General features: G+C 54.0%; 19 protein-coding genes. 13 read left to right on the plus strand and 6 right to left on the minus strand.

What is annotated here, in order from left to right:
- Positions 1-213 precede the first annotated feature (213 nt).
- The 4 genes from AC2FNE_RS09830 to AC2FNE_RS09845 all read left to right on the plus strand — a co-directional run bounded on the left by AC2FNE_RS09830 (position 214) and on the right by AC2FNE_RS09845 (position 2,386).
- Positions 214-558: a YbaB/EbfC family nucleoid-associated protein gene (locus AC2FNE_RS09830; protein ID WP_170479128.1), complete on the plus strand. Its 345-nt coding sequence runs from the start codon at positions 214-216 to the stop codon at positions 556-558.
- A gap of 55 nt (positions 559-613) precedes the next feature.
- Entirely contained in the window at positions 614-1,207 is a 594-nt protein-coding gene (gene recR / locus AC2FNE_RS09835; protein ID WP_170479130.1) for a recombination mediator RecR, read from the plus strand.
- Positions 1,208-1,441: 234 nt separating this feature from the next.
- A complete protein-coding gene (locus AC2FNE_RS09840) occupies positions 1,442-1,837 on the plus strand; it encodes a DUF805 domain-containing protein (protein WP_170479672.1) in 396 nt (131 codons plus the stop codon).
- Between the two features lie 60 nt (positions 1,838-1,897).
- Positions 1,898-2,386, plus strand: a complete 489-nt coding sequence (locus tag AC2FNE_RS09845; RefSeq protein WP_496805293.1) for a hypothetical protein — start codon at positions 1,898-1,900, stop codon at positions 2,384-2,386.
- Here the strand turns inward: AC2FNE_RS09845 and AC2FNE_RS09850 are convergent.
- Positions 2,383-3,012, minus strand: a complete 630-nt coding sequence (locus AC2FNE_RS09850; RefSeq protein WP_496805294.1) for a ribonuclease T2 family protein — start codon at positions 3,010-3,012, stop codon at positions 2,383-2,385. The genes AC2FNE_RS09845 and AC2FNE_RS09850 overlap by 4 nt on opposite strands.
- Positions 3,013-3,142: 130 nt before the next feature.
- Here AC2FNE_RS09850 and AC2FNE_RS09855 point away from each other — a divergent pair, with 130 nt between their 5' ends.
- Together AC2FNE_RS09855 and AC2FNE_RS09860 are read left to right on the plus strand one after the other, a co-directional pair.
- Positions 3,143-3,904 (plus strand): DUF1013 domain-containing protein, encoded by a 762-nt coding sequence (locus AC2FNE_RS09855; RefSeq protein WP_170603315.1) that lies wholly within the window; start codon positions 3,143-3,145, stop codon positions 3,902-3,904.
- A gap of 52 nt (positions 3,905-3,956) precedes the next feature.
- A complete protein-coding gene (locus AC2FNE_RS09860) occupies positions 3,957-4,346 on the plus strand; it encodes a hypothetical protein (protein ID WP_170479138.1) in 390 nt (129 codons plus the stop codon).
- A 38-nt stretch (positions 4,347-4,384) separates the two neighbouring features.
- On the opposite strand, the gene AC2FNE_RS09865 is transcribed toward AC2FNE_RS09860, so the two are convergent.
- Positions 4,385-5,416, minus strand: a complete 1,032-nt coding sequence (locus AC2FNE_RS09865) for a permease (protein WP_496805295.1) — start codon at positions 5,414-5,416, stop codon at positions 4,385-4,387.
- Positions 5,409-5,717 carry an ArsR/SmtB family transcription factor gene (locus tag AC2FNE_RS09870; protein WP_170479142.1) on the minus strand — a complete coding sequence of 103 codons (309 nt, stop codon included), beginning with the start codon at positions 5,715-5,717 and terminating at the stop codon, positions 5,409-5,411. The genes AC2FNE_RS09865 and AC2FNE_RS09870 overlap by 8 nt, the downstream gene beginning before the upstream one ends.
- Before the next feature lie 137 nt (positions 5,718-5,854).
- On the opposite strand from AC2FNE_RS09870, the gene pdxR reads away from it, so the two are divergent.
- The 6 genes from pdxR (at position 5,855) to AC2FNE_RS09900 (ending at position 14,789) form a co-directional block, all read left to right on the plus strand.
- A complete protein-coding gene (pdxR, locus tag AC2FNE_RS09875) occupies positions 5,855-7,315 on the plus strand; it encodes a MocR-like pyridoxine biosynthesis transcription factor PdxR (RefSeq protein WP_496805296.1) in 1,461 nt (486 codons plus the stop codon).
- A gap of 123 nt (positions 7,316-7,438) precedes the next feature.
- Complete coding sequence (xsc, locus tag AC2FNE_RS09880) at positions 7,439-9,214, plus strand: sulfoacetaldehyde acetyltransferase (protein ID WP_170603311.1); 1,776 nt, start codon at positions 7,439-7,441, stop codon at positions 9,212-9,214.
- A gap of 24 nt (positions 9,215-9,238) precedes the next feature.
- Positions 9,239-10,249, plus strand: a complete 1,011-nt coding sequence (gene pta / locus AC2FNE_RS09885; RefSeq protein WP_496805297.1) for a phosphate acetyltransferase — start codon at positions 9,239-9,241, stop codon at positions 10,247-10,249.
- Positions 10,250-10,336: 87 nt separating this feature from the next.
- Positions 10,337-13,156, plus strand: coding sequence for a molybdopterin oxidoreductase family protein (locus AC2FNE_RS09890; RefSeq protein ID WP_496805298.1), 2,820 nt, complete (start codon positions 10,337-10,339; stop codon positions 13,154-13,156).
- The gene (locus tag AC2FNE_RS09895) at positions 13,153-13,902 is read left to right on the plus strand and encodes a 4Fe-4S dicluster domain-containing protein (RefSeq protein ID WP_170603305.1); all 750 of its coding nucleotides are present in this window, start codon (positions 13,153-13,155) and stop codon (positions 13,900-13,902) included. Before AC2FNE_RS09890 ends, AC2FNE_RS09895 begins: the two co-directional genes overlap by 4 nt.
- On the plus strand, positions 13,902-14,789 hold the full coding sequence (locus tag AC2FNE_RS09900; RefSeq protein ID WP_170603303.1) for a dimethyl sulfoxide reductase anchor subunit family protein: 888 nt from the start codon (positions 13,902-13,904) through the stop codon (positions 14,787-14,789). Before AC2FNE_RS09895 ends, AC2FNE_RS09900 begins: the two co-directional genes overlap by 1 nt.
- A 115-nt stretch (positions 14,790-14,904) precedes the next feature.
- Here AC2FNE_RS09900 and dapA read toward each other — a convergent pair whose 3' ends face one another.
- Entirely contained in the window at positions 14,905-15,777 is an 873-nt protein-coding gene (gene dapA, locus AC2FNE_RS09905; RefSeq protein ID WP_170479155.1) for a 4-hydroxy-tetrahydrodipicolinate synthase, read from the minus strand.
- 134 nt (positions 15,778-15,911) lie between these two features.
- On the opposite strand from dapA, the gene AC2FNE_RS09910 reads away from it, so the two are divergent.
- On the plus strand, positions 15,912-17,885 hold the full coding sequence (locus AC2FNE_RS09910; protein WP_170603301.1) for a lytic transglycosylase domain-containing protein: 1,974 nt from the start codon (positions 15,912-15,914) through the stop codon (positions 17,883-17,885).
- On the opposite strand, the gene AC2FNE_RS09915 is transcribed toward AC2FNE_RS09910, so the two are convergent.
- Both AC2FNE_RS09915 and mnmC2 read right to left on the minus strand, forming a co-directional pair.
- On the minus strand, positions 17,850-18,728 hold the full coding sequence (locus tag AC2FNE_RS09915; protein ID WP_170603299.1) for a DMT family transporter: 879 nt from the start codon (positions 18,726-18,728) through the stop codon (positions 17,850-17,852). The genes AC2FNE_RS09910 and AC2FNE_RS09915 overlap by 36 nt on opposite strands.
- Positions 18,725-19,390 (minus strand): tRNA (5-methylaminomethyl-2-thiouridine)(34)-methyltransferase MnmC2, encoded by a 666-nt coding sequence (gene mnmC2 / locus AC2FNE_RS09920; protein WP_170603297.1) that lies wholly within the window; start codon positions 19,388-19,390, stop codon positions 18,725-18,727. The genes AC2FNE_RS09915 and mnmC2 overlap by 4 nt, the downstream gene beginning before the upstream one ends.
- Between the last annotated feature and the right edge of the window lie 51 nt (positions 19,391-19,441).

The raw sequence follows: 19,441 nt of genomic DNA on the forward strand, positions 1-19,441 counted from the left end.
TATTGCGCGCCTTTGAACGAGATCATGAGCTAGCTTTCGACTTGATATGACCAGTGGTCATTCACGCGCTAACTCTACCAACGTCAATGGTCAAAACTTTGCAACAGATCCCTTGACAATGATAGTGGCGCCCATCGCGTGTAACTGTCCCCCCTTGTACCACGCGTGCACCGCTCGTATTTAGGCGGGAAACCAATTTTCTGGAGAAGTGCAATGCTCAAAGGACTCGGCGGCTTGGGCGATATGGCCAAGATGATGAAATCCGCACAGGACCTGCAAACCAAAATGACTGAAATGCAGGACGAGTTGAATAACATAATTGTCGTAGGTGAGTCAGGTGCGGGACTTGTTAAAGCAACCGCATCAGCCAAGGGAGAGCTGAAAAGCCTGGATATCGATCCGTCGATCTTCAATGGCGACGACAAAGAAGTGGTCGAGGACCTGATCCTTGCCGCAATCAAGGACGCCCAATCAAAAGCTGCCCAGCGATCACAGGAAGAAATGGGCAAGTTAACAGAAAGCATGGGCCTTCCGAAAGACATCAAACTGCCCTTTTAATAACCGAACCCATCTACCCAACGAGGCGCATTTCTAAAGAAGTGCAGGACAGGCCGTGAGCTCAAATAGCGATATCGATAACTTGATCGACCTGATGGCTAAGCTTCCTGGTCTTGGCCCTCGCTCGGCCCGACGCGCCGTTCTGCACCTGATCCGCAAACGCGCCCTTTTACTGACGCCACTTTCGGATGCCATGCAACAGGTGGCCGCTACAGCGCGCGAATGTTTAAACTGCGGCAATGTCGGCACGACGGACGTCTGTGAAATTTGCGACAGTGAGGCCCGAGCAACCGGAGAACTTTGCGTGGTCGAGGATGTGGCCGACCTTTGGGCGATGGAACGCGCCGGAGTTTTTAAGGGCCGTTACCACGTTCTAGGCGGCACCTTGTCTGCATTGGACGGTGTCGGCCCAGACGAGCTGCGGATTCCGCGCCTTAAGGATCGCGTCATCGCGGAAGGGATTCGCGAGGTCATCCTGGCGCTTAATGCAACTGTCGATGGGCAAACAACTGCCCACTACATTGCCGATCAGTTGGAAGGCCAGGTACGCCTGACGTCATTGGCGCAAGGTGTGCCAATTGGCGGTGAACTTGATTATCTGGATGATGGCACGATTACCGCCGCTCTGCGGGCGCGAAAAGAAATTTGAAAAACTTAATCCCTTTAGGATTGTGGCCAGCAATTTTGATGGTCTCTATTGCCACGATCGAACAAGATTCTTTTTGATATTTGAATAAAAGACCTTAACCCAGATTCTGTGATATAGGGGATCACACCTGTAACTGGATACGAATGAAAGCTAATTTGAGTTCGGCCATTCAGACGGGCAGCTGCATTAGTTGCCGTCCGGAAACAAATTTAGGGAGATTAGGCAGTGGAAAATATGGTGTCGGCGGTCCAGAAGGTTTTTTCCAACTACGCGACATTTTCCGGACGCGCATCTAGGTCGGAATATTGGTGGTGGTTCCTTGCACTACTTATTTTCATGCTGATCCTGGGCGTACTGGACGCATTCGTCATAGCCCCTCTTTTAGGCTTTCAGGCGGGCGACGAAAACGCCGGGCAGCCGCTCTCACTTTTAGCGAGCCTTGCGGTACTGCTACCAAATTTGGCAGTCGGCGCACGTCGATTACATGATACGGATCGTTCAGGCTGGTGGTTGCTTATTGGCCTGATTCCTTTGATTGGGTTTCTCATCCTCATCTACTTTTTTGTTCAACCCAGCGACGCTGAGGCAAACAGGTTTGGAGAAGCGCCCTCGTGGCCGCCGTCGATATAATCATGAACAAAAGGTCAACTTAAACCGGTAAGTTTCGCCAGAACCGACCCAGGAGTTCCAATGAACCGCATTCTAGCCCTCACTTTCGCCGCCTTCACGGCAACCGCGGCCTTTTCACAAGAATTGATAGACAAAGGTTTTGTCCAAGGCTGGAACATCATGATGGATCCAGCCTTGGGCAATGGATGTCTGATCCAGACCGTATATCAGGATCTATCGGTCGTTCGTTTGGGTTATGATGCTCTGGGCAATCGTGGGTATTTCACCGTTTACAATAAGGCGTGGGGCGAAATCGAACCCGGTAAAAGCTATCCGATCCGGTTCGAGCTGGATGGCGAAAGTTTTGACGCCACTGCAATAGGTTTTAGGCAAGACCGCGTACCGGGTGCGACTGTGTTCTTCACTGACCGGAATTTTGTCAACGCTATCGCGCAAAACAAAACCATGACCGTCTATAACCCTTTAGGTGAGGTGGTGATGGCCATCGATCTGAACGGAACAGCCAAAGCGCTGGAATACGCGCGGGACTGCCAGAACCGTAAACTTTAGCGAATCGGATCAAACAAAGCGTCTTCCGCTGAGCAATCTCTGATCACATCGCGTCCGCAAGGCACTGGTTCAAGCGCGCGCGAAAGACACAGGCGAACTTCTTCGATGTAACCCTGCTTGCAAGTGATTGTGATCATGTCCTGCGACAGATCTGGGTTTGCTTCAACGAACGCGTCTTCAACAACCGAGGCGGGCAATCTGACAGACTTGTCAAGTTTTCGAAACACCTCGGGACGTTTCACGCTGTCGTAGGCCCGTCTTGAAAGAGCAAAGTAATCAGGCGCACTAAGGCCCGAGCACGTGCCATGTTTTTTCCATTGATGCCACGCCAGCCCGGAACTTCCCTGTATATCAGACATCGCACGGGTCATTCGGCGCGAAGGTTGTGCTTCGGTGGTACGGCAGAAAGAAGGCCAACCTTGATTATACTGCGGCCAGAGGCCGTGCAGAATCCACCCATAATCGTGCCGGACATCACATTGGTCTGATCCCCGCGCATCGCCTTCGCGTGCGCACCAATTCGGCAACCAGCTGAGTGATAGTACGTAGTAGTCAAACTCACCCGCTGTTTCACTATCGGCATACGCGGTCATTGCGCTGAACACCCAAAGAACCAACCAACGCATTCGCCTCTTCCCTTCTTGCCTTGCGGCGACTATATACAGCCCAAGTTCCCCGACAACGGAAACCTGCCCCAAGACCACGGGGCCGCCGAATTCCGGCGACGGGATAGATGTATGTATAGGAGATGGGCTGATGGCAAAACCCCTGATGGCCAAGGCAACAGCAGTATGGCTGGTGGATAATACCACGATCAGCTTCAAGCAGATCGCGGATTTCGTGGGCATGCACGAGTTAGAGGTGCAGGGTATCGCCGATGGTGACGTTGCAGCAGGTGTTAAAGGTTTCGATCCGATCGCCAACAACCAGCTCACACAGGATGAGATCGAAGCGGCGCAGAGTGATCCTTTGCATAAACTGAAACTCAAGTTTAATCCGGCCGCAACTGGCGAAGAAAAACGGCGCGGACCCCGCTATACGCCATTGTCCAAGCGGCAGGATCGTCCGAACTCGATTCTTTGGTTGGTCAAGTTTCACCCCGAACTTAGCGACGGACAAATCGCCAAGCTCGTGGGAACCACGAAACCGACGATCCAATCGATCCGCGAGCGGACGCACTGGAACATAACGAATATGCAGCCAATTGATCCCGTTGCACTGGGGCTATGTAAGCAGTCCGAGCTGGACGCAATCGTTCAAAAGGCCGCCGCCAAGAAGGCAGCCGAAGGCGGTGTAATGAGCGACGATGAGCGGCGCAAACTGGTTTCAACTGAACAGTCGCTCGAAATGGAAAATGCGCCCAAGATACCAACCGCGATCGAAGGTTTGGAGACCTTTTCGCTGTCTGAAGAGCCAGAAAGCAAGGAAGAAGAGGAACCCATTGTGGACGCGGACAGCTTCTTCAACCTTCCAAAAGGAAGTGGCGAAGAAGAAAATGAAGACGACTTGCGCCAATGATCTTAGTAGCCCCGACGCAGCATAGTCGGGGCGCTTGTTCCCGGGAAACACCATGCTGAATGCACTGTCCGCTATTTTTGGACCACACCGCGCAGTATCAATCTACGTATTTCTCAAGACAAAGGGTCTGGCCATTCTGGGCGGTTTGATCATGATCGCGCTGGTCACCAGTCTGTTTGTACTCGGTGACGATGGCGAACACGAGCACGACTCATTCCTGACGGTCGCGGTTCTGTCCGCAACCCCTATCAATGGCGATTTGAAAAACGGGGTAATCGCATCGGTTCGTTTGCCAGACGGTTCCGCGACTTCGATCACATCAACAGACGGGCTTATCTCGCAATCTGTCGGGACCAGTGCTTGTGTGGAAAAACGTGTCTTCGTGAAAAGTGGCGAGGCCCGCTATCGTTTGAAATTGCCACAGCTTTGCGAGGCAAGCTAACGGCAAACCGCCCGCTAATGTCAGCGGGCGGTTTTCTTTTACAACGTTTGGAACAAAATACCTGTTACGATCGCACCGGAAACGCCTAAGCCGAGATAGGTTGCGAATACCCGTGGTCTGACGAGCGACCAAACAGCCGCCATTGCTGGTATCGAGCTAACGGCACCAGCGACCATGAAGGACATCGCCGCGCCTGCGCTCATGCCTTGTTCCATCAGCCCGGCCAGTAGCGGCGGTGCGACGTACGAGTTCAGATATGCAGGCATTCCAACCAGTGCTGCGATCACGATGGGCACGACGCCTTCTCCACCTACAACACGCGCGATTAGGTCTGCTGGCACATAGCTGACAAGCAACGCCTCGAGTACATAGGCCAATGCCAACCATTTCAGCAAAAATACGCCATTGTGCACGAACTCGGAACGGAATCGGGCGCGGCGCTCGGGCTGCTGCCAGAAACGCCAAACCGGCCTATCATCCTGCTTGGGTCCGCAACCGCAGCAACCTGCTGGTTTGTATTCACGCAGTGGTTGGGCAAATGCGCCATTGCGCATCAGGAACCGAACGGTAAAGCCGCCGAACAAGCCAAGTGCCACCGCTGCAATTGCCTTTCCGATTGCGAAAGGCCAACCCAATGCACCAGCCGTGATTAATAATGTCGGCGGATCTATCAGCGGAGAGCTGAGCCAAAATGCCATCACGGCCGAGAGCGGTGCCCCAAGCGCTAGAAGGCCGGCGATGAAGGGGATTACTTCGCAAGAACAAAACGGAGCCAACCCACCGAACAATGCAGCCAGCAGGATCATCCGGGTTTCGCGCCCATCAAAAGCGCGCTCAACCATAACCTCGGCCCCGGTGGCCTTTAGGTAAGACAAGAGCAAAACGGCAAACAAAATGTATTGGCCCGTATGGGCCAGCGCCTTGGCGGCAAACGTGACCACGTCGACCCAGTTATCTGGGTCAAGTAGGGCGACTGCCATCAAAAGCGCAACGATCAACGCCCAAGGCGTTTTTATCATCTCAAGGATGGCTTTTGGTGCCATCTTTGGATTTTGAGTCAATTCAGCCATCGTTTGCAGCCTTCCCGATTTCGTCCGCACAACATTCGCTCAGGATAAATTGTGCCAGTTTTCTAAGTTCGTCGAAATTGGCGCGATTTATAGTACTCCGCCCTATTTTTTCTTGCTCGACAACACCGCCCGCGGACAGAAACCGCAGGTGATGTGCAAGGGTCGAAGGCGCAATATCAGTCCGGTTTTGGATTTCACCGACTGTCAACCCTGATTCCCCGGCACGAACCAGCGTTTTCAGAACCTTTAGCCGGGCTTCTGAACCCATTGCAGAAAACCCAGCTGCTGCCGCTTCCCACATATATTATCTCCATAAAACTAATTTACTAGTTATATGAACTTTTCAGAAGCATAGGTCAACCAAAAAATTAATAGACAAAGCTCGCGCTAACTTATGTCCAGATTGCCCCCTGGTTAAGTCCAGCTTATAACTTGGTAATGGCCATCTCAGTCGACACATTTTTTCTAGAACCGAACGGGCAGGGCACGTTGCAAGCCCGAATTCAACAAATGATTGCCGAAGGCATTCTGTCAGGTCGATTCCATGTGGGCGAAAAACTACCCTCATCGCGAAATCTGGCGTCTCATCTGGGTGTCAGTCGGATCACAGTGACATTGGCCTACACAGAATTACTGGCCAATGATTATCTGACAGCAAAAGACCGCTCGGGGTACTACGTGTCACAGAATGCGCCTGTACCTCCGCAATACACGCCTGTTCAACGCGGCGCTGAAACTGTTAACTGGAACGCCGCCCTTGCACGTCGATTTTCAGAGGGGGATTTCCTTCAGAAACCCAGTAACTGGCAGGAATATCTTTATCCATTCATCTACGGTCAAGCCGACAGAACTCTGTTCGATCACGCCAATTGGCGATTGTGCGCCGTACGTGCACTAGGGCACAAGGACTTTGACTCACTCACCGGAGATTATGTCGACCGGGACGACCCACTGCTGGTCGAATTTATTGCCCGGCACACATTGCCACGACGCGGGATTTCGGCACGACCAGAGGAAATTTTAATCACACTTGGCGCGCAGAATGCGTTGTGGCTCGCTTCACGCGTTCTTTTGAACCGCAATAGCAAAGCAGCTATCGAGGATCCATGTTATTACGCCCTTCGCGATCTCTTGAACCATGCCGAATGTGAATTGGCGCCGATAAGTGTGGATCAGCGAGGTTTGCCGCCCGATGCGATCCCCGAGGATACCGACGTCATCTTCACCACACCAAGCCATCAGTGCCCAACCACCGCGACTATGCCAATCGACAGACGCAACGCTTTGCTGGCACGGGCGCGCGAATTGGATGCCGTCATAGTAGAAGATGATTACGAGTTTGAAATGGCATTTTTGGGCGCGCCGTCTCCGGCATTGAAATCTATCGACCGGGAAGGGCGTGTGATATACGTAGGCAGCTTTTCGAAGTCCCTGTTTCCTGGATTGAGACTTGGATACATGGTCGGTTCCGAAGCTTTCATTCGTGAAGCACGGGCTCTGCGATCGTTAGTCCTAAGACATCCACCGGGGCATATTCAGCGAACCGCCGCGTATTTTCTGTCGCTGGGTCACTACGATGCCCAGATACGGAGGATGTCCAAAGCGTTACAGCAACGCCGTGAAGCGATTGAAGAGGCTATCGCCGAACATGGATTGAACGTCGCAGGGCGTGGTGTGTTCGGCGGATCCTCCATTTGGATGCATGCCCCCGAGGGCATAGATACCACGCAATTGGCCAAAACCCTTCAGGAAAAATCTGTCCACATCGAACCTGGAGAGTTGTTCTTTTCCGGCCCTAATCGACCGACCAACTACTATCGGCTTGGGTACTCGTCGATAGCACCTGAACGAATACGTGCCGGAATCCACCAGATCGCCGACACCATTCGCCAGTATTGAACAAAACTGGACCTACCCTGGCTTGTGTTTTGGCCCTAACGCGACAGACACCCATACGCCAAAACCAGATGGAAACGTCGGGGTGGAATACCCCGCTACTTCCTATCAGCCCGGAGAACTCACATGAAGATGACGACAGAAGAGGCGTTCGTTAAGACGCTACAGATGCATGGTATCAAGCATGCCTTTGGCATTATCGGTTCAGCAATGATGCCGATTTCGGATATCTTTCCAGCGGCTGGAATAACCTTCTGGGATTGTGCGCACGAGTGCTCTGGCGGGATGATGGCCGATGGCTACACCCGTGCTACGGGCGAGATGTCAATCATGATCGCCCAGAATGGTCCTGGTATCACTAACTTTGTGACTGCGGTTAAGACGGCATACTGGAACCATACACCGGTTCTGCTAATCACACCGCAGGCTGCCAACAAAACCATCGGCCAGGGCGGTTTTCAGGAAATGGAACAGATGAACCTGTTCGCCGATTGTGTGGCGTACCAGGAAGAGCTGCGTGACCCGACCCGTGTGGCCGAGGTTCTAAACCGCGTGATCATGCAAGCTAAACGCGCCTCGGCACCCGCGCAGATGAATATCCCCCGCGACATGTGGACCCAAGTTGTTGACATCGAGCTACCGAAAATTGTCGACTTTGAACGCCCTTCCGGCGGTGCAAATGCGGTTGCCGAGGCAGCGGCGCTTTTGTCGAAAGCCAAGAATCCGGTTATTCTGAACGGCGCAGGCGTTGTTCTGTCGAAGGGAGGCATCGAAGCTTCGCAGGCATTGGCTGAACGTTTGGATGCACCTGTATGTGTTGGCTATCAGCACAACGACGCTTTCCCGGGCAACCACCCTCTGTTTGCCGGTCCACTCGGATACAACGGTTCCAAAGCAGGGATGGAGTTGATCAACCAAGCTGACGTTGTTTTGTGCTTGGGCACACGTTTGAATCCGTTCTCGACGCTTCCTGGCTACGGCATCAACTATTGGCCGACAGACGCGAAAATCATACAGGTTGACATCAACCCCGATCGCATCGGCCTGACCAAAGACGTGACTGTAGGTATCGTGGGTGATGCGGCGCTGGTAGCCAACGGTATTATGGACCAACTAGCAGAAGATGCGGGCGATGCGGGACGAGACGAACGCAAAGCTAAAATAGCTCAAACAAAGTCCGCATGGGCACAAGAACTAAGCTCTATGACCCATGAAGACGACGATCCAGGTACCACCTGGAACGAGCGCGCACGCGCCGCCAAGCCCGAATGGATGAGCCCCCGCATGGCATGGCGCGCAATCCAGCAAGCGCTGCCGCGTGAGGCGATCATTTCGTCGGATATTGGTAATAACTGTGCGATTGGAAACGCCTACCCGTCATTCGACGAAGGCCGGAAATACCTAGCACCCGGGCTCTTTGGCCCTTGTGGTTACGGTCTTCCTGCGATCATTGGCGCCAAGATCGGTTGCCCTGACGTGCCCGTGGTAGGTTTTGCTGGCGACGGAGCATTCGGCATATCGGTTAACGAGTTGACCGCGATTGGCCGCGAAGAATGGCCCGCAATAACGCAAATCGTTTTCCGCAACTACCAGTGGGGCGCTGAGAAGCGGAACTCGACCCTTTGGTTTGACGACAACTTTGTCGGTACCGAATTGGACCAGGGCGTGTCTTATGCCGCAATCGCAAACGCCTGTGGCCTGAAGGGTGTACAGGCGCGCACTCAGGAAGAGCTGACCGCAGCGCTCAATCAGGCAATTATCGACCAGAAGAACGGCATTACAACGCTGATTGAGGCCTTGATCAACCAAGAGCTGGGCGAGCCGTTCCGCCGCGACGCGATGAAAAATCCTGTGCGTGTTGCTGGTATCAACGCTGCAGACATGGCTGAAACACAGGTGTAGGCCGCAAGACAGGGACCGGGGCGAATGACAAAGACACCCATCGAGCTGTTGCGCAACAGCGCCCCGGCAGCCCGTCCTGTAATTGCATTGAGCGAAGGCAGTGATCCCCGCGTCGTGGCGGGGGCGCTTGCCGCCCATAACTCGGGGTTGACCGATATCATTCTGGTCGGACCCGAGGACGAAGTCTCGTCGGCGCTTGCTGCTGAAGGCATATCCGTCGGCGGAGGCATAGAAATTCACGATCCGGCAACCTCGGAATTGACTGAAATGTTTGCCGCAGAGTTCCTTGCACTGCGCAAACACAAAGGTGTCGACGACGTAAAGGCGCGGGCGGCAGCTGAAACTCCGTTAATATATGCTGCAATGCTTGTGCGGATTGGTCACGCCACAGGCACCGTCGGCGGCGCCGTGCACACAACGGGCGATGTAGTGCGAAGCGCTATCCAAGTGATCGGTATGGCACCTGACGCTGGCATGATCTCGTCATTTTTCTTGATGTATCCACCCGACGACGCACCAGATAATGCGCGCGCCATGCTCTATTCAGATTGCGGGCTTGTGATTGATCCTTCAGCTTCTGAGCTTGCCAACATCGCGGAAACCTCAGCCGCTTCGGCGCGTTCTCTCCTGCAGGTCGAGCCAAAAATTGCTATGCTGAGTTTTTCCACAAAGGGAAGCGCACGCCATAAAGCCGTCGACAAGGTGATCGAAGCAACAAATACCATTCGCGCAAAGCGTCCCGATCTCGAAGTCGACGGAGAGCTTCAATTCGACGCCGCGTTTGTGCCGACTGTGGGTGAGCGAAAATCTCCGGGTTCATCCGTGGCCGGGCAAGCCAATGTTATGATCTTTCCCAATCTGGACGCGGGTAATATCGCCTACAAAATTACCCAGCGATTGGGTGGGTACGCAGCCATTGGCCCCGTTATGCAAGGCCTCGCCAAGCCTGCGAACGATTTATCCCGTGGATGCAGTGCGGATGATGTAACGCAGATCATCGCCGTTACCGTTTTACAGGCGCAAACTGCGCAATAGACTAAAACCTGCGGCCGGTGCCGCGGACTATCCCATTCCGGCCCGGCCGACCAAAGCCGTATCCGGATCAACTGACAGGACCCGCCAATGACTCATCAGCAGCCGATCCTTGACACCAGTCCCAAAGTCTCGGACGAGATTCGAAAAACCACCTGCTACATGTGTGCCTGCCGTTGCGGGATCAATGTTCACATGAAAGACGGCAAAGTGGCTTATATCGAGGGCAACCGCGACCACCCGGTAAACAAAGGTGTGCTTTGCGCCAAAGGCTCGGCAGGCATCATGCAGGTCAATGCCCCTTCGCGGTTGAAGGCGCCATTGAAACGAGTCGGTCCCCGCGGGTCAGGCGAATTTGAAGAAATCAGTTGGGACGAGGCGCTGGACATAGCCGTCGGCTGGCTCAAACCGATCCGTGAAGACAACCCGGAAAAACTGGCGTTTTTTACGGGTCGCGACCAGAGCCAGAGCTTTACAAGTTTTTGGGCGCAGAATTTCGGTACCTGCAACTATGCTGCCCACGGCGGCTTTTGCTCGGTCAACATGGCCGCGGGCGGCATTTATACCATGGGTGGCGCATTCTGGGAATTTGGACAACCTGATTGGGATCACACCAAACTGTTCATGCTATTTGGCGTGGCCGAGGATCACGACTCGAACCCAATCAAGATGGGCATCGGCAAAATCAAGGCACGCGGCGCACGTGTGATTGGCGTCAACCCGATCCGTTCGGGGTACAACGCAGTGGCAGATGACTGGGTCGGCATAACACCAGGGACCGACGGGCTATTCATCTTGTCCATGATTCACGTCCTAATGAAGGCAGGTATGATCGACCTGGACTATCTCAGCCGCTATACCAACGCGCCCGTTTTGATCGACGCGTCCGAAGGTCCCACCAAGGGCCTGTTCCTGCGAGATAAAAACGGCAAACCGTTGGTCGTCGACCGCGAAACAGGTAAGTTGACGGCTTTCGACAAGCCCGGTGTGCGTCCTGACCTTTCAGCGGTTTATGAAAGGGGCGGTGTTACTCATCGCCCGGTTTTCCACCTGATGGCTGAAAGGTATCTCAGCGATGAATACGCGCCGGAGAACGTCGCCGATCAGTGTGGTATCCCTGCCCAACGCATCCGCGCAATCGCAGGCGAACTGGCGCGCGTGGCCTTTGACGAAGCCTTTGAACTGCATCATGAATGGACCGACTTTCGCGGTGAGAAACACACCAAGATGATCGGTCGCCCGGTGGCGATGCACTCGATGCGCGGTGTTTCTGCCCACGCAAACGGTTTTCAAACCTGTCGGGCGTTACACGTCTTGCAAATTCTCCTTGGTACGGTGGAAGTGCCAGGCGGTTTTCGCTTCAAGCCGCCTTACCCCAAACCGGTCGAAGCGCATCCGACACCGCACTGCAAAGTGACGCCAAACTCACCATTGGACGGACCTCATCTGGGGTTTGTTCAGGGGCCCGAGCATCTTGCACTGAAAGCGGATGGCAGTCCTGCGCGGATCGACAAGGCATTCACATGGGAAAACCCGATGTCCAGCCACGGGCTGATGCATATGGTAATCTCTAACGCGCACGCGGGTGACCCCTATAAGATCGACACATTATTCATGTACATGGCCAATATGTCCTGGAACTCGACCATGAATACCAAGGGTGTCATGGATATGTTGACGGATATGGACGAAAACGGTGACTATGTGATCCCACATATCATTTATTCGGATGCCTACTCGTCCGAGATGGTGGCCTATGCCGACCTGATTTTGCCTGATACAACCTATCTTGAACGCCACGACTGTATCTCGTTGCTAGACCGCCCAATTTGCGAGGCAGAAGCGGCCGCCGATGCAATCCGGTGGCCAGTTATCGAGCCTGACCGCGACGTGCGCGGATTCCAGTCGGTTTTGATTGATCTTGCCAACAGGATGGGCTTGCCAGGTTTCACCAACAAGGACGGCAGCGCCAAGTGGGTTGATTACGCCGACTACATCGTGAACCACGAACGCAAACCGGGTATCGGCCCATTGGCTGGCTATCGTGGTGAAAACGGTGAAAAGGTAGGTCGCGGCGAAATCAACCCGGATCAGTTAAACCGTTATATTGAAAACGGCGGCTTCTTTGTGGCCCATATCCCTGAAGGCGCTGATTATTATAAACCCTGGAACAACGCCTATCAGGATTGGGCCGTTGGCATGGGAATTTATGACAGCCCGCAACCCTATTTGTTCCAGCTGTATTCTGAGCCTATGCGCAAGTTTCAATTGGCCGCCGAGGGTCATGGCGAGCGCCAGCCGCCCGAGTATCTGCGTGGGCGAATCAAAGCGACGATGGACCCGATGCCCGTTTGGTACGAAACAGATCAAACCGGCAATGAGGGCTTTACTGTCAATGCCCTGACCCAACGCCCGATGGCGATGTATCACAGTTGGGGCACCCAAAATGCCTGGCTGCGCCAATTGCATGGTCGTAACCCTTTGTATGTTCCTACCAAGCTGATGCGTGAGCATGGACTGCAAGACGGCGATTGGGCCAAGGTCACGTCACCCCATGGACAAATCATCGTTCCGGTTATGGAAATGGCGGCACTGAACGATAATACCGTTTGGACATGGAACGCCATAGGTAAGCGCAAAGGTGCATGGGCCCTGCATGATGACGCGCCCGAGGCCACTAAAGGCTTCTTGCTCAATCACCTGATCCATGAACTTTTACCACCGAAGGGTGACGGGCTGCGTTGGGCCAACTCGGACCCGATCACGGGACAAGCCGCGTGGTTCGACCTGAAAGTGAAGATTGAAAAGGCCGCAGCTCCAGACGACGCGCAAAGCCAGCCTGAATTCGAACCGATCAATTCACCGGTAGGCACCGGCCCAAAAGACCTCGCGTGGAAGGTAGGCAAATGACCCAACTCCCCCATTCAACAGAACGCAAGATGGGTTTGGTGATCGACCTCGACACATGTGTCGGATGCCATGCCTGTGTCATTTCGTGCAAAGGTTGGAACACTGAAAACTATGGCGCTCCGCTTTCTGATCAGGACGCTTATGGTGGCAATCCCTCGGGCACATTTCTAAACCGTGTTCATTCTTATGAAGTGCAGCCTCAAAACGGGCACGCGCAACTTGTTCACTTCCCCAAGTCTTGCCTGCATTGCGAAGATGCGCCCTGCGTTACTGTTTGCCCAACAGGTGCAAGCTACAAACGGGTCGAGGACGGCATCGTTTTGGTAAACGAAAGCGACTGCATCGGATGCGGCTTGTGCGCGTGGTCCTGCCCTTACGGAGCGCGCGAACTGGACGTCGCAGAAGGTGTAATGAAGAAATGTACGCTCTGCGTTGACCGTATCTATAATGAAAATCTGCCCGAAGTTGATCGTGTCCCCTCGTGCGTGCGTACTTGCCCCGCCGGAGCTCGCCATTTTGGCGATCTGGGCGATCCTGACAGCGATGTCAGTAAATTGGTCGCAGAACGTGGCGGCATAGATCTGATGCCTGAACAGGGTACAAAACCCGTGAACAAATACCTGCCGCCCCGTCCCAAAGATACAATCGAGGACCAGATCGATGTTCTGGCTCCTTTGCTTGCACCTATTGCCGAAGAGCCAAAAGGTTTCATGGGCTGGCTCGACAAAGCGCTGGAGAAACTCTGATGCATCCCGCACCTTCCGTTATCGTTTTTACCACGCTTTCTGGCTTGGGCTTCGGTCTGCTGTTCTTTTTGGGACTAGGCCTGCCAAATGTAACCGGCTGGGTTGCATTCACTTTCTTTGTTATTGGTTTTGGTCTGTCAGTCGCGGGACTGCTGGCTTCAACTTTCCATCTGGGTCGTCCTGAGCGCGCAATAAAAGCCTTTACTCAATGGCGGTCAAGTTGGCTCAGCCGCGAAGGATGGTGCGCAGTCGCCGCATTGATCCTCATGGGGCTATATGCCATCGGAGCAATTTTCTTTGACCAACGTTGGGGTCTGCTGGGCTTTGTTGGGGCGTTATTCTCGATCTTAACGGTCTTTACGACTTCAATGATCTACACACAGCTCAAATCGATCCCGCGCTGGAATATGAATCTAACCCCAGCAATGTTCCTCAGTTTTAGCTTGGCTGGCGGCGCACTGCTGGCCGGACAAACCGCGCTGGCGTTGATCTCATTGTTGATCGCCGCATTGGTTCAGATTCTGTACTGGAGGCAAGGTGATCAAGCTTTGGCCCGCTCAGGCACCAACATTGGCACTGCCACTGGTCTGGGTGATCGCGGTTCTGTTCGCGCTTTCGAACCTCCGCACACTGGCACGAATTATCTGTTGCGCGAATTTGTCCATGTGGTGGGCCGGAAGCACGCTGAGAAACTACGCATCATTGCGTTTTCGCTAGGCTTTTTCATCCCGGTCGTTCTGCTGATCATGCCGGTCAATTCTGTCGCCACTAAGCATTTCCTTGCCGCAGTCGCTGTACTTTCACATCTCGCTGGCGTAGCGACGTCGCGTTGGCTTTTCTTCGCGCAAGCTGAGCATGTCGTAGGTATCTACTACGGCAAAAGGTGAGCTGTATCGAGTCTGCCGAAACTACGGCAAACAGTCTTCAACCAAGATGAGTTTCGTACAAAAAAGGCGGTTCCCGGTTTACGAGCGCCGCCTTTTGCATTTCATGAAGTATGCCTTAAACTAATCCTGCATGCGCCATCGCAGCTTCAATCGATGATTTTGTACTGTCTTCTAAACTTGTCAACGGCGAGCGTACTTCGTCGCTGCAACGCCCCAGTTTGCTGAGTGCATACTTAGCGCCCACCAAACCCGGTTCGATGAAAATAGCCTCGTGAAGTGGCATCAATCGATCTTGATATTCCAAGGCCTTGGCGTAATCGCCGTTCAGTGTGGCTTGTTGGAATTCGGCGCACAACCGCGGCGCGACGTTTGCCGTGACCGAAATACATCCCACCCCACCATGAGCATTGAAACCCAGCGCAGTCGCATCTTCACCTGACAACTGACAGAAATCCGGGCCGCAACTTGCGCGTTGTTGACTAACGCGTGCCAGATCACCTGTAGCATCCTTTACGCCGACTATGCGCGGCAATTTTGCCAGTTCGCCCATGGTTTCGGGCGTCATGTCTATTACGGAACGCCCGGGGATATTGTAGATGATGATCGGAATATCTGCGCAGTCATGCAATGCGCGAAAATGGCTAATCAACCCTTTCTGAGTGGGTTTGTTATAATAAGGCGTCACGACAAGCGCAGCGTCAGCACCTACCCTTTCCGCGAATCGCACGAACCGGATCGCCTCAACCGTGTTGTTTGATCCTGCTCCCGCAATAACAGGCACGCGGCCTGCGGCGGTTTTGACAACCTCCGCCACGACGATCTCATGTTCCTCGTGGCTGAGTGTCGGGCTTTCACCTGTGGTGCCAACAGGCACCAACCCGGAAGAGCCTTCTTGAATTTGCCATTCCACCAATTGTTTGAGCGTGTCCAAGTCCAACTCGCCGTTGCGGAACGGGGTGACGAGGGCTGGCATAGAGCCTGTGAACATGGGTGCGCTCCTTAGGGTGCGAATTGCTGTTTTTGCGCCGCGGTCGCTCACCATCTTCGGTTTGTGAGTTGATCCCGGTGACGCAAGGTTTATCCTGAATGGCTCTATCCTTGGTTGGTTGGGAAATGCAAGGGATGACACGCTTTCTAACCGTTTTGATGACGGTGGTAATGATTTTCGCAGTCAACTCGCAGTCTGCGCGCGCAGACGCGGCGGCAGATTTGCAAGCCGGACTTGATGCGATGCGCAAAGGCGACTGGAACCAAGCACTGCAAGTATCCGGAGCGCGCGGTTCAGTGTCGCGCGATATCATTGTCTGGCACTGGCTGCGCGAAGGATTTGGCACTTCCGGAGATGTGCTTGTATTTTTGGGGCGCCGCCCGGATTGGCCCGGTCTTGCATGGTTGCGACGCAAAAGTGAACCCGCCTTCACGGGTGCCGATGCAGATCGGGTGGTGAATTTCTACGCCGAAACACCGCCGCAAACCGCAGAAGGCGCCTTAAACTACGCTGTGGCATTGATGGCAAAAGGCCGCAATGGCGAGGCCGAGGCAGATATCGTGACGGCATGGCGCACGATGCCTATGGGGTCGGGTCTGCAAAAGAATTATCTGGAAAACTTCGACAAGCTGCTGAAACCGCATCACGAAGCGCGGTTGGACCGAATGCTTTGGGACGGCCATCTTGTCAGCGCGAATCAAATGTTGCCGTTGGTCAGTGCAGATCAACGCAAGTTGGCCGAAGCCCGGATTGCCCTGCAGAAACGACAACCAGGGGTCGATGGCAAGGTCTCTGCCGTCCCGAAATCGCTGTCGGACTCGCCGGGTTTGGCCTTTGACCGATTTGTCTGGCGCGATCGAAAAGAGCTTGACGATAGCGCAATCGAATTGATGTTGGCGCGTTCGACAGGACCTGATGAATTAGGAGAACCGGATAAATGGGCTGAAGGGCGCCGCCGACTGGCGCGGCTGGTTATGCGACAGGGCAATATGTCACGCGCTTATGACATTGCGGCAAACCACCACATGACGCCTGAAATGGGCTATGGCTACGCAGATCTGGAATGGCTGTCCGGCTTTTTGGCGCTACGAAAACTGGACGACCCTGACACAGCCGTTCGCCATTTCCAGAATTTTTCAGATGCCGTGAGTTCGCCGATTTCCAAAGGGCGCGGCGGCTATTGGCTGGGCAGAGCCTATGCGGCACAAGGCAACGCAGAAAAGGCCTATGAAGCCTATGCGGCAGGCGCGGATTACCAAACCTCGTTTTATGGCCTTCTGGCAGCCGAGCAGATCGGGCGACCTTTCGACGAAGAATTGGCCAACCCAAGGCGTGCAGCGCATTGGAAACAGGCAGGGTTCGCCAACTCAAGCGTGCTGGAAGCCGGATTGTTATTGTTAACTGCGGACGAAGACAATCTTGCAGAACGGTATTTGACCCATTTGGTGGAAGGCCTTGACCCCATTCAGGCTGCACAGTTGGGGGATTTGGTTATCGAGTTGAAGGAACCTCATCTGGCCGTAATGATTGCCAAACGAGCAGCGACCACCGGGATCGTGCTGCCCGCAGCTTATTATCCGGTACACCCCGTAGCAGATATGGGCCTGCCGATGGCCAAGGAGATGACACTGGCAATTGCGCGGCGGGAAAGCGAGTTTGATCCCGTTGTCATCAGCGGTGCGGGCGCGCGCGGCTTGATGCAAGTTATGCCTGCGACGGCAAAATTGGTCGCCAAGGAATTGGGCATTCTAAGCGGCCACAAAACTGGACGCCTCACCACGGATTGGAAGTATAACGCCAAACTGGGTGCGAACTATCTGTCTGGGCTGGCTGCGGATTTCAATGGCAATGTGGTCATGATGGCCGCTGGCTACAACGCTGGACCACGGCGTCCCATATCCTGGATGGAACGGTTTGGCGATCCACGCCGTGGCGAGGTGGACGTAATCGATTGGATTGAGCTAATTCCGTTTTCCGAGACGCGAAACTATGTAATGCGCGTTGCTGAAAGCCTTCCAGTTTATCGTGCAAGGTTAGGTAAACCGCCCCTTCCAGTGCCGTTCTCTCAAGAACTAACCGGTTCGACTTTGGCGTCTTTCGCGCCATAGAGTGAAAAGACCCGCAGCGATCACCAAGGCTGCGCCCACAATCACCGCTGGGCGTAGCGTTTCACCAAAGATCGCAATACCCAAAATTGCACTCCACATCAGGTGGAAATAGGCGAAAGGCTGCACGGCGCTGGCCTCGGCCATCTCATAGCATTTGATCAACAACCAGTGACCAAGGACCCCGCTAAGACAAAGCAAACCCATCCAGAACCAGTCGTGTAAATGCATTGGTTCCCAAAACCAGATTCCAACAACCGTCATCGCGGTAGCACCCGCAATCCCCGTCCAAAAAAAGCTTGTCGCTGTGCTATCACGTCTGGCAGCATAGCGGGTCATCAGCCCGTAAATCGCGAACATGAACGCAGATATAAGGGGTATCACAGCCCATGGGTTAAATACTCCAATACCCGGTTGCAGAATAATCAGAACGCCTATGCACCCAACGCCGATGGCGGCCCAACGCCGCCATCCGACACTTTCCCCGAGAACCGGCCCGCTCAGCGCAGCAACCAACAAGGGATAGCAAATGAAAACCGCCTGGCTCTCGATCAGACCCAGAATTGTAAACGCGTAAACTGCTACGCAGACCTCCGCGGCCAATAGCACGCCCCTCGTGATCTGCAGCCCCAGCTGGTTCGTGCTGGCCGTCGCCCTGATTCCTCCCGAAGCGCGCATTGCCAAGGCGATCACAAAGGCTGCAAAGAACCAATAGCGGATCATTACCACCATGTAGGTGTTGTAGGCCCCGGCCAAGTGACGGGAAATACCGTCCTGCAAAGCAAAAACAACTGTCGCAGCAATCATAAGCGCAATACCTGCACGAGCATTGTTCTGCTGCGTCATCGCAAAATAGCCCGTGTCATATGCCGTTTGCGACCATATCCCGGCGTACGACTGACGGTGAACCCTGCATCTTGCAGTCCTCGGCGCACGAATCCTGCCGCTGTGTATGTCGCGGCTGTACCCCCCCGGGCAGTGTGATCAGCGACTTGCTGCATCAACTCCTGCCCCCAAAGCTCTGGGTTTTTTGCAGGTGAGAATCCGTCTAGAAACCAGGCATCTGCAATTCCTTTCCATTCGGGTAGAGTTTGCCGCGCATCGCCACTTATGACGTGCAATCGCAGCGTACCAAGATCACATTCCTTACCTTGCCAATTTGAAAGAAACCGACTGCTCCACTCAGCCAAGGCCGGGAATCCCTCCAAAGCGCGGGCCATATCGTCATGTGCCATCGGAAACGCTTCGAAACTGGTAAAAGTCAAAGCTGTTGTCTGGCCCGACTTTTCCCATTCGGACCATACTGTCAACATGTTCAGACCGGTACCGAAACCCAGTTCGGCAATATGAAAGCCGGGGGCAAATCGCGCAGGCAAGTCGTTCCCGCCCAGAAAGACATGGCGCGTTTCCTCTAACCCATTTTGCAACGAGAAATAGGGATCATTAAATTGATCCGATACTGGGACCCGATCCCCGGTCCATGTGAGTTTGGCATGCTGGTCTGCCATAGGATATTCCTGTAACTAGGCCGCGCGACACTGAACAAGGAAAGGCGGTTT

It is taken from the genome of Ruegeria sp. YKSD179 (genome assembly GCF_059612885.1).

What these genes read in the sequence shown, in the direction of transcription:
- AC2FNE_RS09830 (WP_170479128.1), top strand. Translation starts at nt 214, where the DNA reads ATGCTCAAAGGACTCGGCGGCTTGGGCGATATGGCCAAGATGATGAAA.
- AC2FNE_RS09840 (WP_170479672.1), top strand. Translation starts at nt 1,442, where the DNA reads ATGGTGTCGGCGGTCCAGAAGGTTTTTTCCAACTACGCGACATTTTCC.
- AC2FNE_RS09845 (WP_496805293.1), top strand. Translation starts at nt 1,898, where the DNA reads ATGAACCGCATTCTAGCCCTCACTTTCGCCGCCTTCACGGCAACCGCG.
- AC2FNE_RS09850 (WP_496805294.1), bottom strand. Translation starts at nt 3,012, where the DNA reads ATGCGTTGGTTGGTTCTTTGGGTGTTCAGCGCAATGACCGCGTATGCC.
- AC2FNE_RS09855 (WP_170603315.1), top strand. Translation starts at nt 3,143, where the DNA reads ATGGCAAAACCCCTGATGGCCAAGGCAACAGCAGTATGGCTGGTGGAT.
- AC2FNE_RS09860 (WP_170479138.1), top strand. Translation starts at nt 3,957, where the DNA reads ATGCTGAATGCACTGTCCGCTATTTTTGGACCACACCGCGCAGTATCA.
- AC2FNE_RS09865 (WP_496805295.1), bottom strand. Translation starts at nt 5,416, where the DNA reads ATGGCTGAATTGACTCAAAATCCAAAGATGGCACCAAAAGCCATCCTT.
- AC2FNE_RS09870 (WP_170479142.1), bottom strand. Translation starts at nt 5,717, where the DNA reads ATGTGGGAAGCGGCAGCAGCTGGGTTTTCTGCAATGGGTTCAGAAGCC.
- pdxR (WP_496805296.1), top strand. Translation starts at nt 5,855, where the DNA reads ATGGCCATCTCAGTCGACACATTTTTTCTAGAACCGAACGGGCAGGGC.
- xsc (WP_170603311.1), top strand. Translation starts at nt 7,439, where the DNA reads ATGAAGATGACGACAGAAGAGGCGTTCGTTAAGACGCTACAGATGCAT.
- pta (WP_496805297.1), top strand. Translation starts at nt 9,239, where the DNA reads ATGACAAAGACACCCATCGAGCTGTTGCGCAACAGCGCCCCGGCAGCC.
- AC2FNE_RS09890 (WP_496805298.1), top strand. Translation starts at nt 10,337, where the DNA reads ATGACTCATCAGCAGCCGATCCTTGACACCAGTCCCAAAGTCTCGGAC.
- AC2FNE_RS09895 (WP_170603305.1), top strand. Translation starts at nt 13,153, where the DNA reads ATGACCCAACTCCCCCATTCAACAGAACGCAAGATGGGTTTGGTGATC.
- AC2FNE_RS09900 (WP_170603303.1), top strand. Translation starts at nt 13,902, where the DNA reads ATGCATCCCGCACCTTCCGTTATCGTTTTTACCACGCTTTCTGGCTTG.
- dapA (WP_170479155.1), bottom strand. Translation starts at nt 15,777, where the DNA reads ATGTTCACAGGCTCTATGCCAGCCCTCGTCACCCCGTTCCGCAACGGC.
- AC2FNE_RS09910 (WP_170603301.1), top strand. Translation starts at nt 15,912, where the DNA reads ATGACACGCTTTCTAACCGTTTTGATGACGGTGGTAATGATTTTCGCA.
- AC2FNE_RS09915 (WP_170603299.1), bottom strand. Translation starts at nt 18,728, where the DNA reads ATGACGCAGCAGAACAATGCTCGTGCAGGTATTGCGCTTATGATTGCT.
- mnmC2 (WP_170603297.1), bottom strand. Translation starts at nt 19,390, where the DNA reads ATGGCAGACCAGCATGCCAAACTCACATGGACCGGGGATCGGGTCCCA.